The following is a 17185-nucleotide window of genomic DNA, read 5'->3' as shown; positions in this document are numbered from 1 at the left end:
CAAATATAATAAAGTATTAAATAATCTTTTCATATTTGTCAAATCTAAATCGAAACTTTTTACAAGCCTGTCAAATACCATTTCCAAAAACATTTTAGTTCTCGAAAGCAATAACGTTAAACCTGATTGTACGGGTCTGAGAAGGTAGGAGCGACAGTGTTTGATTCATTCTCAAGGTTATTGTTGATGCCAAAGCGGGGAGTCTGCGTAACATCAACTTGAAGCGCACATCTAAGGCTTTTAGAAACAGCAGTATAATTTCTTTAGTAAAACGAGAAATGTTTTTAAAGTTATGATGTTGTCTATGGAAGTGCAGAAGGGTGTCGCAATATGGAAACGTATTGTAGTTCTAAGCCATAGCATGAGAAGCGCCTTTTCCTATTACGTATTATAAAAAAAATTAAACCAGTTTCAACAATCAGTTTTAATACTGGTATGTTTTGATTTTTGTTTTTTATATGCGGATTAGGAGAGGCGAAGCTCTAAGCAAAACCAAGTTTTCCTGACGGAAAACTACTACGACTGAAAGTCGCTATCTAAAACCCCAGATCCTAAATTAATTAAATTAAAGTACTACTAGTACGAATTTTTTTAAATAAAATAAAAAAGTTAAATTCCAGAGAATAAATAAGTAAGGTGCCATTTTATAAAGGCACTAACGACAAATAATTAGAACTATAAGATAAATAAATTACATAGATTAATTTGAGTTTCTTTTGTTTTAGTTGTATTAATTAGTAAATTATGAAAAATAAGGAGAATATAGTGATTAATAAAATACAAGCGGCTGAAAATGTAACTGATAACACTTCAAAAAAATTAAAAAATGAAAAGCAACATAGTGGTGGAAGATTGCAACGAGTGTCATTAACGGAAAAGCGATTTCTTGATGACGCTGTTCATGCAGCGGCTAGAATTAAAGGGAAAAGATTAACAGCAGAGGAGCGAAGGAAAGTATTATGTGTAGCAAGAGAGCAAATACGTTCTCAACGTAAGGCTGAGCAGATTAAAAATGAAAGAAATAAAGAAAGGTTTGAAGCAGAGTTTGAATGGAAAAAACCAGTGTCATTTCGTCGTTAAAGCATCCATTCATTAATGATGATATTATTATTTTTTATAAGAGGGAATACATGGGGAAATTGAAAACAAAAAATCTTAAGGAAAGTGAGTTTATAAGATATATAGAAACTCATCCAGTTTTTTCAGAGTCTTTATGTAAGAAGCATGGGGTTTCTGTTGTATCACTAGGTTATTCCCTTTATGTCCATAGTAATCATTTTTTTCTGGAGAATGGTTATGTGTCAGATGATATTCATTATGACATGGTTAAAAATAACTTAATCATCATGAAACCAACTCTTAAACGATTTTATAAAAGAACAAGGCAGGTAGATTATAATGATTATACTTTTATGTCGGGGATTAAAGAGCATCAAGACTATTGTATGTTATTAACGCTTTGTTGCTATCATTGGATTGCCGATGTGTTCACTGTCTATAATCATAGTAAAGGGAGTGATATAGTCATTGACGTTGCCAATGAGCTTTTACAAAGAAGCATTGACTACTTTTCAATTGAACATCAAAACGTAGTTGAATGTTTTAATGAGTTAAAACATAAGTTCCCACATTATAGAAAGCGATAAGAATAATTACTTAAATGTCGGATCTTTTGTAAAAGTCGATTTGACGATAAAGTTCTATTGTTGTATATGATCCATATATAACCGATAAGAGGAACGATTATGGATGACATATCAGAAAAGCAAAAAAACAGAACTAAGCCACGTATTAAAAAGACATTAGAACAGCAGTTGGCTTCAGCTCAGATGCGTTTAAATCGCTTACAACATAAATCCAAGCAAGAAACTAAACAGATTGAAACTCGTCAGAAGATCATTCTAGGTGCAGAAGTTGCTAAAGCATTAGATTGTGATGTTTTCACGGTTGATAAGGAACTGGTTTTAGGAATGCTGTTGGAGACCCCAAATCTACATCCTGACGATAAGGTGAGATTTAGAAAAAATGGGTTGTTATTTCTGGCTAGCATTAAAGGTAGAAAAACTTAATATAATCTTCAATATTTAATTTGACATGCAAACAATAATATTTTAATTAACATCATGTGTTGATTGCTAAATTAGCAACTTAACATGTTCAATCCTTATGTCATATAATACATTTTTTCACGTCCTGACAACATACCTCCCTATTTAACCCTTATAGGTCGGTTGTTGTTTTTTATTTTTCTTAATTAATGGCATGTTTCTTTAAAAATTTTTGACAAATACTTTTTTTAATTGTATTTTATAAATACTACTACAGATGAATAACTCCATATTCAATCTTGTAAATCTGCGGTGGTTTTAATAAAGTCAGAAAGTTCTCTTCCAGTTAAAGGGTTGGGTTTATCCCAGCCCTTTTTCTTTTAAAATAATCATCAATTATCTAAGTATCCATTAAATTGAAAGTATTATTTATCATCCAATAGAAAAAATCTTGTTTTTCCTCTGTGTTTTTTTGTGCTTTAAAGGTCGTCCGTTTATCGGTTAAGTTTAGATAAAGTTTTATTTGGTATTGTTTTATATGATTTATCCGCTATCTATTTTATATCTTTCAAGTTAACCAAGGAGATATAAAGGAAATGAAAAAAACAGTATTAATTAAAAACAAAAAAAGTAAAAAAGGTTTCTCTCTTTTAGAGCTATTACTTGTTTTAGGTATTATCGCAGCCTTAGTTGTAGCGGCTTTTATAGTATATCCTAAAGTACAGGCATCACAGAGAGCACAGGCTGAAAGTAATAACATCGCAACGATACAGGCTGGTGTGAAAGCACTCTTCACTTCTGCCTCCAGTTTTACTGGATTAACTAACTCTGTTGCTGTTCAGGCGAAGATATTCCCGGATAACATGTTGAGTGGTTCTGGTTCAGCCGCTAAGCCCATCAATGCTTTCAAAGGAGATGTTACATTGGCTGCGGATAAAACTGGTCCGTCAGGGGCGGATGGTTCTTCATTTACTATCACCTATTCAAACGTTCCCGCATCTGAATGTACCAAAATTATCACTGCGGCAGCAGGAAACTTCTACACGGCTGGTGTAGGAACGGCAGGTAATGTTAAAGCAGCAGGTGGAGTTTTAAATGTGGCGTCTGCTGCTACAGAGTGTGATAAAGGTGGAAACAGTAATAAGTTGATTTTCACGTCCATATAAATTGTTTTTCTCTCTCGTGTAATAATCTCACCATCACAGTGAGATTATTATTTTAATAATAAGTATCATTTTCTTAGAATACATCCAGTAGCCCGTCCGTCTAATTTTCATACATGCTTTCTATATTTGTGTTTTTGCGGCCTTGATTTATTTTACACCTCTGTTAATTGTAGGGTTATATATTTTATTATGTGAGGTGGGAAATGAAAATGTTTGGTATAAAAAAGGGGTTTTCACTATTGGAGCTGATCCTTGCTCTAGGCATCGGCAGTGCAATAGCTTTAATAAAATTCCAAGATATGAAAGTTGAACAAGAGGATTTAGTTGCTAAAACAGCAGGGGAACAAATTAAACAATTAGGTGAGGCGGTTAATGGCTATATCAGTATGAGATATGATAAGTTATCTACACTCACATCAAGCAGTAACCAGAGTAGTGATCCGGGACCAAGAACCTGTGATTCTACAGGCTGTGAAATTGATTACCATACTCTTGTTAATGAGGGGTTATTACCCGCGTCATATAACGGGAATAACATATATAAGTCTCCCTATAAAATTATACTTAAACGCGAAGGAACCGTGCCGAACTATGTTATCAACGGTTTGATCACGACATCATCAGCATGGATTGAAGGTGGGCACATCCGTTATGACCTTCTTGGTAAAGCAATGCAGGTAGCTGGCGTTGATAGCGGGATAACAAAGGATTCGACTTCTGTCGCAGGTTTTCAAAGCCAGTGGAATGAGAAGAACACTACGTTTAATAATATTACCAGAGATGGCTTGCTTGCTTTTAGAGTTGGTTATAATAGTGCATTATATGCTCTTTATCTTCGCCGTGACGGAACACTACCTATGACCGGCAACCTGAATATGGGCGGTCATAGCATCACTAATGTAAAGGACATTACAGCGGCAGGGGCAGGGAGTTTTGGTGGTAATATTACATCGAATGGAAATATAAATGCAGCACATGAAGTTATCGCACATAATGGATATGGGGATACAATTACATTAGGGGGTGATGCATCAGGGGAGGATTATGAAATAAGATTAAGTAATGGGGTAAGGCCATTAAGCATTTATTCTCCTAATGCTGCTAATTATACAACAGTATTACAAGTGTGGAAAAACGCAAAAATACAGCAACGCCTTGCGACTAATGGTCTTGATCCTAATGAATTGCCTTCAGGCTGGAGTGGTGGTCTAAGAACTAATGATGTTTATGCTGCCGGAACAGTTGGTGCAGGCTCTGGAGGCGCTGTTAATGCTTATTTGAACAGTGCTGGTAATATTTACGCTTCCAATGACATTAATGTAGGGCATCAGGTCAATACTCAATATGTTTGGGCATCAGGAAACCTTAACTCTAACTACATTCATTCAAATGGTAATATTGATGCTGATGGTAGACTTAATGCCGGGGAGTTTTTATACATAAATGGAAAAGCAAATGTAGGGTCGGGTTGCTCTCCAAATGGTTTACAGGCAACTGCATCAAATGGATTACTATTATCATGTGTTAGTGGTAAATGGGTTAAAGCCTCTGGAACTTCAGGATTTTTTACAATGAACAAAGGCGTTTGCTTGGTTAATAACCCGGAAACAAATGCCTGCTCATGTCAGTCAGGAACTATAGCGAAAGAATTGTTTTATACAACATCAACTGAACAGTTAGGTGGTGGTAGTCATGGTGGCGGCACAACAGTGGTTAAAGATAGAATATTATATCAATGTAGATAAGGATGATTGTCTTATTATACTTGATTTTATCTTAATTTATGCAAGATAAATTTGATTTCCATCGGGATGTAATTATATATTTAATGCATCCCGATTTTATAACAGTTTTTTATGTTTTACATTTCAGGGGAACTTAAACCAAAAAATAACAGGAGTGATTTATGAATAAGAGAATATTAGTATTGTCAGCTTTATTTTGTTTTTCAACTATGTCCCATGCTAGTGAACCAAAGTATGCTTTTCCACAGTCAGATAAACAGGTAGTTTCAAAGATTAAAATAAAAAATGCACCATTGAATTATGATAAATATGGCCATGGTGAGGTTCTTGCTAATGGAGAGTGGGTTAAAGGAAATTCTGGTAGTCAAAATAAAAATTGATAGACTTACTTATTTTTAATAAATAGTTCGATGGGGATATAGGTAAAGCGAGATAATTAGATAAAACTTAAATAGTAACTTGACTTAAGAATAAAGAGTGCTATATCTATTTATAGCTAACATGTTTTTATTTTGGCTGCCAGATGCTTTAATTTTTTCGCTCACATAGATATAAGATCGTTATATACCTTGTCCTGATATTCAGAAATATAACATTCCTTTTTTATTAGATACTACAAGGCGTCAGGAACTTGGTTTGATCCTCCTCACTTTATTGAGGATTGAATTTATTCTTGATCGGTAGTAATGATGATTTTAAACAAATTCAAGTGTATTTGACATCCGATGTTTAATATTACATCCAGTAAAATATACTTTCGAATATTTACTTCATGAATTGTCTGATATGCTTCATATATGGGATATGTACCCTACCCAATGTGTAGTTCCCTTAACGGTAAAAGAAAGGGCCTTTTGGCCCTTTTCTCTTTTATTTGCCACTTAAAACTTCATTTATATTTGTAGCACGAATATATCTCGCAGGATTACTCATCTGATCTTTGAGTGAGATAAAGTGTGCATTACCACAAGTAATTTTCGCCTCTTCTTCATTACCAAGACCAATGTGTTTACTTTTTGTTTCTACAACAAAGTAAATATGTTCTTCACCATTGTCTTCAATAACTAATGCCCAGTCAGGATTGTAAGTCCCTAATGGTGTCGGGATTTTAAACCATCCCGGCAGCTTCACATAAAGCTTAACTTCATTCTGTTCTTCGAGTTCCTGAGCGAAACGGCCTTCGACTTCAGAATCTTTAGGAACGTATTCGTAAACTGACTTAGACGAGGTTTCAAACAGATTACGGGCATATCCCGTCAGTTCTTTATCCATAAACAGGCTTTGCGCATATACCTCGCCTTTCAGTGGATAATATTTAATACCATCAACAATAGACAAGCGCTTGCAGTAGTTTATTCTGGTGATAGCTTCACTAATAAACTGCTGTGGATTTTTAGCAAAATCAGCGAGTCTTCCACTCTCTTTCAGGATGGTGCTTAAACTGCGTTTTGTCAGTCCGGTTTTTTCCTGTAGAACACCAAGAATATCTGGCAATGGCTGCTCTGCAACATCAATTATAGTGCTTGTCGTTCCATTTGACTGAGCTTCAACACCAAGACCTGACTGGCTTTGTTTTATGGTGGCTTTACTGAAACTGACCATTGCTTTTGCTACAGGCTGCATTTCAGAAAGTGATTTCGTACAGGATTTGATCAATTCGTCTTCGTCAAATGCCAGTCGGTACAGCGTTTTTTGACAAATGCGCTGCCATAACGCTTCGAATTCAGGGCTGTTTAAGACCTCTTTCCGGTATTTGATTACTTTACGCTCATCAGCATTATTTATATTGAGTCGTCCTGATGATTTACGCAGGATAGATTCAATTTGCTCCTGAAGGGGAAGGAACTTTTCGCTAACAGTAAAAGTGCCATCGAAAAGAGTCTCTTTCAGTGTTTTGGTGATTTTCCCGGTTTTTTCCAGATAACCTTCAGCATGTAGTTCAGACCATAGCTCCTGTGAAGCCATGATACCTACAACTTGTGAGGAATCAGAGAAGATCAGATGGGCAAACGCATCTTTTTCGATGATACCAAAACGGATGCCTGTTTCATTCTCAATTTCAGACTGTAAGCGCTCAGCGTAGGCTTGATAATTTTCACTGGCAACGACGGTCAGAATGTTAATGCTGTCATCACGAACACGTTCACCCTCTTGGTTAACGCACAGGCGAAGACCACGGCCTAAAGTCTGGCGGCGTTCTCGTTCACTTCCCATCTCTCGAAGGCTACAGATCTGGAATACATTGGGGTTATCCCAGCCTTCTTTCAAAGCAGAGTGTGAAAAAATAAACCTCACCGGATTCGAGAAACTTAAAAGCTTCTCTTTATTTTTCATGATGAGATTATAACCACGTTCCGCATTTTCGCGGCCTGCATTATTGCTTTCGCTTGTTTCAGCCCATGCACCTTTTTTATCAATGGAGAAATAACCATCATGAACGTCTTTAGCATGTTCTGGATGAGAAGGGAGTAAATCTTTATAGGCAGGACTTTTGATGGCTTTAAGGTATTCTTCCTCAAAGATACGGGCATATTCACCCGGCTCACGTTGTCCTTCTTCAGTGAACTGACGGTAGAAATCAACCTTATCGATGAAAAACAGGGTAAGAACCTTGATTTGCTGAGTATTCAGGCGAAGTTCTTTATCCAGATGTTCACGGATTGTACGTCTGATCATATGACGCTGGATAAGCATTGGGTCAATATCACCTACGATATCACCTTCTTTCATATAGTAGGTATTAGAAGGCGTTTCCAGTGTAAGATAACCCTCTTTGCCAGTTCGGATCTCGCTTATCCGATAACCCTGATAAATATCACGTCCTGTTTCGACATCGAGTGTCATACCGTCATATACGGTAATCTCTGAACGATTTACGTTCCCTTTTTTATCGGCAATATCAACAAGAACAGTACCGCTGATAACATTTTTCTTACTATTAATACTGACCAGTTTCACATAAGGACTGTTGCTTGCATTCTGGACTTCAAGCCCGGCAACCTCGATCTGTTTGACCAGTTTTTGGTTGTAAGCATCAATGGCATCAAGGCGGTACACCATATGATGTTTATGAATATGTGTTGCTGAATAGCGTAAGGTGAACATGGGGTGCATAGCATCAAGTGCGGTTTTACCCGCACCGTTCAAGCCACCATCAACACTTTGCGGTTCATCGACAATGATAATTGGACGTGTAGCACGGATTAAATCAATGGGCTTATCCAGATCGTCCACAGTTGTTTTTTCACTGGACTGATAGAGCTTGTTAACATCTTTTTTGTTAATCGCACCCACCGTCATTACCATGATCTGCATAACAGAACTGGTTGCAAAATTTCGAACATCCGCAGGTTTTGCCGAATCATAAAGATAGTATTCGTATGGGATACCCGCAAACAGGCTTTTAAAATGTTCTTCAGTGATTTGTAGTGTTTTATAAACGCCTTCCTTGATGGCAACGGAAGGAACAACAATAATAAATTTACTCATGCCGTAGCGTTTGTTCAACTCAAGCATGGTGCGAAGGTAAACATACGTTTTACCTGTCCCTGTTTCCATTTCGACAGTAAAATCATGGCTGTCGAGCACAGGTGAAGGTGGAAGCTGGTTTTTTAACTGAACATTGTTCAGATTTTTAAGCAGTACATCATCTTCGGGTATTTGTGGGTTAACAGGCATTGAACCCGTAGAACCTTCAAATGAGAGAGCGCCCTGAGCTGGAGCCAGCACAGTCATTTCGCTTTCCCATTTTTCCTGACCTTCAAATAGATCGCAGACCGATGTTATCGCGTTTTTCTGGTATGTAAGGTCTGATTCAAAATGTAGTTTCATCTCATTCCCTTACAGGCTGTGCAGGTTAGTCAGGCCGTGTTGTTCCAGAATGGCGCAAAGATTTGTTTTAGCAACGTTATTTTCAAATGCGTCATCAAGAAAATAGCAGACAGTATCTTTGCCAGCCTTCAAACTCTTATGCCAGTCGATGATCCCCTTGGTCAGTACCTCAACAGAAGAGGCAGGGATTTGACGGGTAAAGCAGGTAAACAATTTGCCACCATCAACACAAGAAACAGTTAATTCATCAAACTGACGGGTTTCAACGTTTACACTCAGATCAATACCACGCTTAAGCATCAGTTCAGTCAGCAAATCTTCTTCACTACGGCCTTCAAGGATTGGGCTTACATAAGCATCAAGCTGTTGTGAAAGTGTTTCGGCAGAGGCTTCCCACGGACGAATGTTAGATGTATCGAGTTTAAACACACGAAAACCGACATCACCATTCCAGTCGGGGTTTCCATCTTTTACTTTCTTACCTGATTCGATAAGACGATATTTTGTTAATTCTGAGATAGTCATAAACTCAGATTTATTGCTTGGCTCGGGTAATTGGATGAGCATGTAATGAATGTTACTATTATTTTTTGAATTGCTTTTCAACACTGCATGGCCAGTTGTTCCTGAACCAGCGAAAAAGTCTAAAACTATATCGTTAGAACTTCTACAAATCCAGTTGATGATTCGTTCTAACAAATCAGTATTTTTTTCGGTGTCGAAAATAGTTTCATTTCCGCTTAAAGAAATATCCATCCAGTTATCGCTTAGTATTTTTCCATCACTTGGTGGAACATAATACTGAACAACATCCTCATCGTTCTTACGAACGAAATTTAATTTTTTATTTGTTGATGTAAGATTATCAAAAAACCAATCGTCAAGACTCATCTGTTGAGACTTTTTTTCTAAGAAAAAGCGATAGTTTTCTATGGCTTCAGCTGTTCTGTTTTTTTCCCATCGCCATTGGCCTTTTTCGGGAGTTATACCAAATAATTCATAACGCATTGTTGGCCTATCTGTTCCTCGCCAAAAGGTGTCCCATTTCCCCGGTTTTTGTTCAAGGTGAGATTGGCTTAGTTTGGGAAGCCGAGATAAGCTGTTTTTTGAATATAAAAGTATATATTCATGTCCCTGAGATAATGCACTCACATCTTCAAACTGGGCTTGGACATTTTTAATGCCTCTGCGTACGGCAATTGTATTTCTATAACATTCCTCTCCAAAAATATCATCCATTATTATTTTTAAGTTTGATACTTCATGCGAATCAATTGAAACAAAAATAAACCCATCAGAGTGCAATAGGTTTTTCGCTAGCTTGAGTCTTGGATACATCATGTTCAGCCATGACGTATGAAATCTTCCACTAGTTTCAGTATTAGTACTGATTTTATTACCGTTAATTACTTGACCGGTAAAATTTAAATATTTACTTAAATTATCTCTATAATCATCAGAATAAATAAAGTCTTGCCCAGTGTTGTAAGGAGGATCAATATAAATAAGCTTAATTTTTCCGGCATAACTTTTTTGAAGAAGCTTTAACACTTCAAGGTTATCACCTTCGATCATGAGGTTTTTGGTGTTATGCCAATCAACGCTTTCATCTTTACATGGGCGTAAGGTGCCACGAGAAGGCGTGAGAGCAAGCTGACGCGCCTGACGTTTACCATGCCAGTTCAGTCCATAACGTTCTTCTTTCTCGTCTACATTTGCGCCCAAAAGTTGCTTCAATACATCAAAATCGATGCTTCCTTCGCTAAATGCTTCAGGAAACAATGATTTAAGTTTGGTGATGTTATCAGCAGTGATATCCATTGATTGTAGTTCGGGCATTTCAGGCGAAATTTTGTTCATTGACCATTCCACGTATCTGTATCAGGTTACTGTATGATGACGTTATTTTACGGTAAATAGTTCATTTCATCAATGAACAGCGTGCTATGAATTTCTTTTTAAATCATTATGTTAATGCTTTTGTTGAATGTTTTGTCCTCATATTAGTACAATTAGCTTTTCTGCGTCTTCTAAAAATTATCAGGATGTAATAATGGCTAAACTGAACAAGAAGCAACTTTCTTTACTCAAGGAAATGCCTGCAGAACAACTAATGCAAATAATTTGTGAAATTGCTGATGATAATAGTCAGGTAAAATCATTTATTATCAATCAATATCTATTGACTCCAGAAGAACTCCTGAAGAAGGTTGAAAGCGAATATAAAAGGAAAATAAAGTCAAAACGTTTCTATGATTATTATGAGGCTGCTGGTTTCTTTGAGGGTTTATACAAGAGCATTATATTACCTCTCGAAAAAACGGTGTCAGCTCGGCCAGATAAAACAGAGGTATGTTGCCATAATTTATTGATCTCTTTTGATAAAGTCAGCGAAATCGCTGATACATCAGATGGTTCATGGATGAACTATTATAATGGTGTGGTCGAGATATGGTTAAAATCCCTAGCTCTGCAAAAAAACAAAGGCATTGATGATATAGCAGATAAAATTTTTTCCGTTCTTAGTGGCGAGGTTTATTTTAACTTTAATATCTTTGACAAGTATAAAAAGGAGCTTGGATATAATGTTATTCGTGCTTTAAGAGAAAAGCTTCTGGACGCAGGTGATGTGAATTCTGCTGTTGAGCTAAGTTTGTATATCAGGGATGTTGATTTCATCAGACAATGCTTTGATAAAATAAAATTTAACCAACCAGAATATGTCATTAAGTTTGCTGAATTGCTGATAGATGAACTGTGTGCAGGGGAAGCGATTCTTGTTCTTAATCAAATTAAAGATGATAAAACCGTTGATCATGCAGGGCTTCGTGATAAATGGGCTGAGGTGTTCGCTTTGGCTCTGATTGAAGAGGGGGAGGTTCAGCAGGCAAAAACAATTTGCCTTGATGGATTTAAGAACAGGTGTGATGTTGTTTTTTATAAAATATATAATAGAGTAGAGAAAGTTAATGACTCACTGGGTTTATTTTCTGGCATAGCAAAGAGCAAAGGTTTCCCCTTTGTTGTACTTTTTTTGTCAGCGATAGATAATTATGGAAAGCTTGATTCGGAAATAATGAATGCGAGTAAAAATGAAATTAAAGATATGATGGTTTTATTACGAGGTTCTTTTATTCGGTCCTTATCAAGTGAGCTTTACAGGCATGGTTACGCATGTCCTGCAACTCTTCTTCGTAGAGTGCTGGTAGAGGACAGTATTAGCCGCAGTCAGAGCAAGTACTACACCTACGCGGCATCTGACATGAAAAAAAGTATTGATTATAGTAAAAATATCGTATGGACTGAAAAAGTCCCTTCAACAGAAGAATATTTCAAATCGCTATTTGTCGAGCATAAAAGAAAATATGCACTCTGGGAAATGATGCTGGACAAAATTGATGGTTTAGCTATAGAGAAAGATTCAGTATCATATTCAGCATAAATTTCAATCGGTAATATTTGAAGTTTTTAGGCATGAAGTAGATATTGAAAGGCCACTAAGGGCCTTTCCTTTTATTTATTGGAAGCAAACTCAAACGGCCTGACCATACCGTTGCTGTTAGCATCAAGGAAATCAGCCCACCACTGGAGCATCAGTCGGCGCTGGTCAAGGTGTTTAGCCTTATGGGTATAAGCAGCACGGACGCTGTTGCTTTCCTTATGACTCATCTGAAGCTCTACAGCGTCTTCTGACCACAAACCTGACTCAATTAAGGCACTACAGGCCAGCGTGCGAAAACCGTGCCCGCAGATGTCCTGCTTCGTGTCATAGCCCATATTGCGAAGGGCTTTGTTGATGGTATTTTCGCTCATGGGCTTAAACGAGTCATAACAGCCAGTAAAGATTAATCCATCATCATGGCCTTCTTCATAAGTCAGTTGTCGGATCTCTTTGAGTATCTTCATGGCCTGCTTACAAAGGGGAACGAAGTGCTTACGCTTCATTTTAGCCCCACGAGTTGAATGTTTGACGTTTTCAATCGCTTCACGCTGTTCGGGTATCACCCATAACTTACTTTTGAAATCAATTTCTGACCAGCGAGCGAAACGCAGCTCACTGGAACGAATGAAAATCATCATATTGAGCTGTATTGCCAGTATGGTTAACCTGCGGCCTTTGTATTCGGCAATTTTTTTCAGTAGTTGGGGTATTTCTTCCAGTTCCAGTGCGGGGCGGTGTTCAGTCTGCGGTTTCTGAATAGCACCTTCCATATCATAGGCCGGGTTATGACGTATAAGTTTCTGCTGAACAGCATGACGCAGGATCGCAGTAATGTATTGTTGAATGCGCATGGCAACTTCAAGATAGCCAAGTGCCTCAACCTTTTTCACTGGAACCAGCAGATCACCCGTATCCAGTTCGGCAACATCTTTATCGCCAATTGTCGGGAAGACATAGGTTTCAAGGCGCTTCCATACGGAATCACCATAATCTTTAGACCATTTTGTTTTCGTGGAGAACCAAGCTTTAGCGACTACGCTGAAAGAGCGTGTTTTATCACGTTTAGCTTTTAGCTCTTTAACTTCTGCCTGTTTCTTGGCATTAGGGTCAATGCCCTGAGCAAGAAGCCTTCTGGCTTCATCACGGCGTTGTCTTGCGTCAGAAAGAGAAACAGCAGGGTAAACACCAATAGAGAAGAGTTTTTGCTTCCCTTCAAAACGGTAGGCCATTTGCCAGTATTTGGAACCCTTCGGGGTAACGCGAAGGAACATACCAAAGCCATCAGTAAGCTTGTATTCCTTCTCAAGGGGTTTGGCATTTTTTGCTTTAATATCAGTCAGTGACATGAAAAAATCCCCTCGATTGTTGGTAAAAGGCAAATCGAACCAGCATTACCAGCATTTTTACCATCAAAATGATATGGCTTCGAGTGGTTTTTAGTGAACGAGGGTGAACGACTGAAGAGGGATAACCGATTGATAGAAATGCAGAAAGCAGACGTTAGTGAACGTCTGCTTCCTTGAAAATGGCTCCTCTGACTGGACTCGAACCAGTGACATACGGATTAACAGTCCGCCGTTCTACCGACTGAACTACAGAGGAATCGTGTGAACGAGGCGCATACTACTGGCCCGGCATTTTTGTGTCAACACTAAAATTAACCTGCTGATTCAAATGGCTAAATTTAGCTCAACACGTTGTTTTAGTGAACAATGCGCCGCTCGTCTTCGTCCTGCAGGCCATTTTCACGTCTGCGCGCCAGCGGATCCTGGCGGTAAAAATGGCAAAAACGTTGCCACAGGGCCGGGAAGCGGGGCGCGAACAGTTCAGGCGCGCTGAAAAAATATTCCGAAAGGACGGCGAAGCATTCCGCGGGATCGGTGGCGGCATAGGCGTCAATGCTGGCGGCGCTTTCCCCTACCAGATCTATCTCATCCTGAATGTTGTTCATCGCCGCGTGGAGATCGTGCTCCCAGCCGGCGACTTCGCGCAGTGGGATCAGCGGCACCCCGCTGGCCCGATCGCCATTCCGCGCATCAAGCTTATGCGCCACCTCATGCACCACAAGGTTAAAGCCTGACGCATCAAAGGAGTCCTGAATATCCAGCCAGTTCAGCACTACGGGACCCTGCTGCCAGCTTTGCCCCGACTGCACCACCCGCTGGTTGTGGACCAGACCAATATCATCCTCCCATTCATCATCCACGACAAAGGGGGCAGGGTAGATCAGCACTTCGTGAAAACCGTCCAGCCACTCAATCCCCAGCTCAAGTACCGGCAGGCAGAAGAGCATAGCTATCCGCGCCTGGTGCAACGGAGTCAGTTCCAGCCCCTGAAGCGCCACCAGACGTTTTTGCTGTAAGAAACGGGCAGCCATCTGCGTCAGCTTGTGCTGCTCAGCGGGCGAAAGGTGGGCTAAAACCGGAATGGCAAGCGCTTGCTCCCAGGGCATCTCTGCGTTGCCGGACTCATCATCTGCTTTCCAGGGCCATTTAAACATCATATTGCTCGCAAAGTCGTCACTTGAACACGATTACCGAAACGGGAGCTATTAAAATGCCAAAGATCCTGGCATTATAGCAACCACAACAGCGGAGAGATGCCGGAGCGGCTGAACGGACCGGTCTCGAAAACCGGAGTAGGGGCAACTCTACCGGGGGTTCAAATCCCCCTCTCTCCGCCAACTATTCTTTCTCTGACCATTCCCCTTCAATAACACCGTTAGCTTCAGGTATAACGCCTGCGCTGGGGTATCGCCATCATCATCGTCCTGGTTTCAGCGTAAAGACGCGGTAGTGCGCCTTGTCCTTTTGTGGTCTTACCGCCGCAATTTGCCCGAACGAGCTTAAACGCATCATAAAGAGGGAAGGTACGCCTGGAAAGCGGCAATGTTGAAAAGAGTGATCTCAACGGAGCGGGAACAAGAAAAAGCCCGCTGAGCGCGGGCTTTGATGGGGATCAGAACTGGTAAACCAGACCGAGGGCCACGATATCATCGGTCGAGATACCGTTGTTGCGGTAGAAGCGGTCGTCTTCATCCAGCAGGTTGATTTTGTAATCCACATAGGTGGACATATTCTTATTGAAGTAGTAGGTCATGCCGATGTCGACATACTTGACCAGATCCTTGTCGCTATAGCGAGAATAGTTGTAAAGATCTTTCCCCTTCGATTGCAGATAGGCCACGGATGGACGCAGCGGTAAATTATACTCATCGAACTGGTACTGGGCGACGACTTCAAAGTTCTGCGTCTTGTTGGCAATAGCGCCGTTGCCGTAGAAGGTCATGTTGCGGGTTTCCGCATACATGGCGGCCAGATAAATGTTGTTGGCGTCATATTTTGCGCCGACGGTCCAGGCCTCGGCTTTATCACCGTTAGCGTAAATATGGCTGCTGCGTGCTGCCGCCAGCTGGTTATGGGTACGGTCGGAAGCCGAGTAGGCGGCCCCGAAGCTGATGCCCATATCGAGATCGTAGTAGCTGGAGATACCAAACCCGTCGCCATTTTCCCGCGCCAGTTTACGAGCGCCGCCGTTGTTTGTGCCTTCGCCAGAACCGGCGTTTTCATTATTCCCCTGATACTGCAGGGCGAAATGCAGGCCGTCGACGAGGCCGAAGAAATCGCTGTTACGGTAGGTGGCCACCCCGTTGGTGCGGCCGGTCATGTAAACGTCGGTCTGAGTGTAGGTATCGCCGCCGAATTCCGGCAGCATATCAGTCCAGGATTCGATGTCGTACACCACGCCGTAGTTACGGCCATAGTCCAGTGAGCCATAGTCAGCAAACTTCAGACCGGCGAAGGCCAGACGAGTCCATGAATTCGCGCCTTCTCCTTCGCTGGTGTTCGCTTTGACATTGTATTCCCACTGACCGTAGCCGGTTAACTCGGAAGCGATCTGCGTTTCGCCTTTGATGCCTAAGCGAGCATAGGTCTGGTCGCCGTCCTCGCTGGTGTCGTCAGAGAAGTAACGCAGGCCGGCGACTTTCCCATAAAGGTCCAGTTTGTTGGCGTTGTTGTTATAAATTTCTGCAGCATTAACGGCATTGACCATGAGTAATGCCGGTACCATGAGTGCCAGTACTTTTCTTTTCATTATATATTCCCTTTTAATAATAATTTCTGTGAATTATGACAATCCCTCCGGAATGCCTGTCAGATACTAACGACTAAGTTCATTTTTATTTAAAATAAAATATGTAAATAAATAATGTAAGATATTACAAAATATTTCTATGTGGTTCATTATATTAAATTTAAATGAATCTGTTTTAATGATTATTTTGTTGTATAGCAATAGGTTATGTTGCTGTGTTGCGATCGCGGTTAACTAAATGAAATTATTTGTATAAATTTACAGTGAGCTGGTTATTCAGCCTTTAAATATAATTTATTAGTCAATGCCGCCGGCGGATTGATAATTACACTACGCGGCATGGCTGGGTGTCGTTAATGTTTAAGCCCGCGGGTAAAGAATAAAAAAAACCACCCCTGCGTATTTCCATGGGCAGAATAAGTGATAAGTGGGTGCAGAAGACAAGGATGAAACTGCTGCCTGTGGCGCAGCATGGCGGTATAATGTGATGAGCGTCACGTTTTTGAGTGGCGGTAGTATGATTTGTCACGGAGAGGAATGAGATGGAAGAGCAGGCAAAACGCAGCCCGGGCGGCAAACTTGCGCTATGGGCGTTGTATGCCTTTTGCGGATATTGTGTCTGGGTCATTGTGCGTTACTGGTGGGTGGTGGGAAAAATTCACAGCGTCCCCGGCGCCAGTGCGGAGGGCGACTTTGGCACCATGGCAGGGAAATGGCTTGGCGCCCTGTTGGGAATGCTGGTGCTCGCCGGCATTGGCGCGATCCTCGGCGCTGTCGTCTGGTATACACGGCCCTCCGGAAGCGGGCGGGATCATCGGTCGTAAAGTTGCTATGCTCGAGGCTGACCTACAGATAAAG

At 40.3% G+C, this 17185-nt stretch carries 13 protein-coding genes and 2 tRNA genes; 9 read left to right on the top strand and 6 right to left on the bottom strand.

Annotated features, from left to right (window positions below; all coding sequences use genetic code 11):
- The first annotated feature begins 765 nt into the window (after nt 1-765).
- The 6 genes from ACOI7D_RS20405 to ACOI7D_RS20380 all read left to right on the top strand — a co-directional run bounded on the left by ACOI7D_RS20405 (nt 766) and on the right by ACOI7D_RS20380 (nt 5339).
- Nucleotides 766-1080 carry a hypothetical protein gene (locus ACOI7D_RS20405; protein ID WP_135729933.1) on the top strand — a complete coding sequence of 105 codons (315 nt, stop codon included), beginning with the start codon at nt 766-768 and terminating at the stop codon, nt 1078-1080.
- Nucleotides 1050-1646, top strand: a complete 597-nt coding sequence (locus tag ACOI7D_RS20400; protein ID WP_135729934.1) for a hypothetical protein — start codon at nt 1050-1052, stop codon at nt 1644-1646. The genes ACOI7D_RS20405 and ACOI7D_RS20400 overlap by 31 nt, the downstream gene beginning before the upstream one ends.
- A gap of 99 nt (nt 1647-1745) precedes the next feature.
- The gene (locus tag ACOI7D_RS20395) at nt 1746-2069 is read left to right on the top strand and encodes a conjugal transfer protein TraD (protein ID WP_000340984.1); all 324 of its coding nucleotides are present in this window, start codon (nt 1746-1748) and stop codon (nt 2067-2069) included.
- Nucleotides 2070-2644: 575 nt separating this feature from the next.
- Entirely contained in the window at nt 2645-3214 is a 570-nt protein-coding gene (locus tag ACOI7D_RS20390) for a type 4 pilus major pilin (RefSeq protein WP_004151475.1), read from the top strand.
- Nucleotides 3215-3417: 203 nt separating this feature from the next.
- The gene (locus ACOI7D_RS20385; RefSeq protein ID WP_244341698.1) at nt 3418-4959 is read left to right on the top strand and encodes a prepilin-type N-terminal cleavage/methylation domain-containing protein; all 1542 of its coding nucleotides are present in this window, start codon (nt 3418-3420) and stop codon (nt 4957-4959) included.
- A gap of 161 nt (nt 4960-5120) precedes the next feature.
- Entirely contained in the window at nt 5121-5339 is a 219-nt protein-coding gene (locus ACOI7D_RS20380; RefSeq protein ID WP_071606108.1) for a hypothetical protein, read from the top strand.
- Between the two features lie 490 nt (nt 5340-5829).
- On the opposite strand, the gene ACOI7D_RS20375 is transcribed toward ACOI7D_RS20380, so the two are convergent.
- The gene (locus tag ACOI7D_RS20375) at nt 5830-8790 is read right to left on the bottom strand and encodes a type III restriction-modification system endonuclease (protein WP_004199749.1); all 2961 of its coding nucleotides are present in this window, start codon (nt 8788-8790) and stop codon (nt 5830-5832) included.
- A 9-nt stretch (nt 8791-8799) separates the two neighbouring features.
- Nucleotides 8800-10650 carry a site-specific DNA-methyltransferase gene (locus tag ACOI7D_RS20370; RefSeq protein ID WP_249916591.1) on the bottom strand — a complete coding sequence of 617 codons (1851 nt, stop codon included), beginning with the start codon at nt 10648-10650 and terminating at the stop codon, nt 8800-8802.
- Nucleotides 10651-10843: 193 nt separating this feature from the next.
- On the opposite strand from ACOI7D_RS20370, the gene ACOI7D_RS20365 reads away from it, so the two are divergent.
- Nucleotides 10844-12232 (top strand): hypothetical protein, encoded by a 1389-nt coding sequence (locus ACOI7D_RS20365; RefSeq protein WP_004151471.1) that lies wholly within the window; start codon nt 10844-10846, stop codon nt 12230-12232.
- A 71-nt stretch (nt 12233-12303) separates the two neighbouring features.
- On the opposite strand, the gene ACOI7D_RS20360 is transcribed toward ACOI7D_RS20365, so the two are convergent.
- The 3 genes from ACOI7D_RS20360 to mtfA all read right to left on the bottom strand — a co-directional run bounded on the left by ACOI7D_RS20360 (nt 12304) and on the right by mtfA (nt 14735).
- Nucleotides 12304-13578, bottom strand: a complete 1275-nt coding sequence (locus ACOI7D_RS20360) for a tyrosine-type recombinase/integrase (protein WP_065519843.1) — start codon at nt 13576-13578, stop codon at nt 12304-12306.
- Between the two features lie 180 nt (nt 13579-13758).
- Nucleotides 13759-13834 (bottom strand) — tRNA-Asn (locus ACOI7D_RS20355).
- Nucleotides 13835-13934: 100 nt separating this feature from the next.
- Complete coding sequence (gene mtfA, locus ACOI7D_RS20350) at nt 13935-14735, bottom strand: DgsA anti-repressor MtfA (protein ID WP_072096628.1); 801 nt, start codon at nt 14733-14735, stop codon at nt 13935-13937.
- 90 nt (nt 14736-14825) lie between these two features.
- On the opposite strand from mtfA, the gene ACOI7D_RS20345 reads away from it, so the two are divergent.
- A tRNA-Ser gene (locus ACOI7D_RS20345) sits at nt 14826-14915 on the top strand.
- A gap of 275 nt (nt 14916-15190) precedes the next feature.
- Here ACOI7D_RS20345 and ompC read toward each other — a convergent pair.
- The gene (ompC, locus tag ACOI7D_RS20340) at nt 15191-16327 is read right to left on the bottom strand and encodes a porin OmpC (protein WP_023290294.1); all 1137 of its coding nucleotides are present in this window, start codon (nt 16325-16327) and stop codon (nt 15191-15193) included.
- A gap of 542 nt (nt 16328-16869) precedes the next feature.
- On the opposite strand from ompC, the gene drpB reads away from it, so the two are divergent.
- Nucleotides 16870-17151 carry a cell division protein DrpB gene (drpB, locus tag ACOI7D_RS20335; protein WP_023290293.1) on the top strand — a complete coding sequence of 94 codons (282 nt, stop codon included), beginning with the start codon at nt 16870-16872 and terminating at the stop codon, nt 17149-17151.
- Nucleotides 17152-17185: the final 34 nt, after the last annotated feature.

Source organism: Klebsiella sp. C360 (assembly GCF_048822415.1).
In the GTDB taxonomy this organism is placed as follows: Bacteria; Pseudomonadota; Gammaproteobacteria; order Enterobacterales; family Enterobacteriaceae; genus Klebsiella; species Klebsiella quasipneumoniae.
The sequence above is the reverse complement of the archived record's forward strand: the minus strand, read 5'-3'. Positions and strand labels throughout refer to the sequence as shown.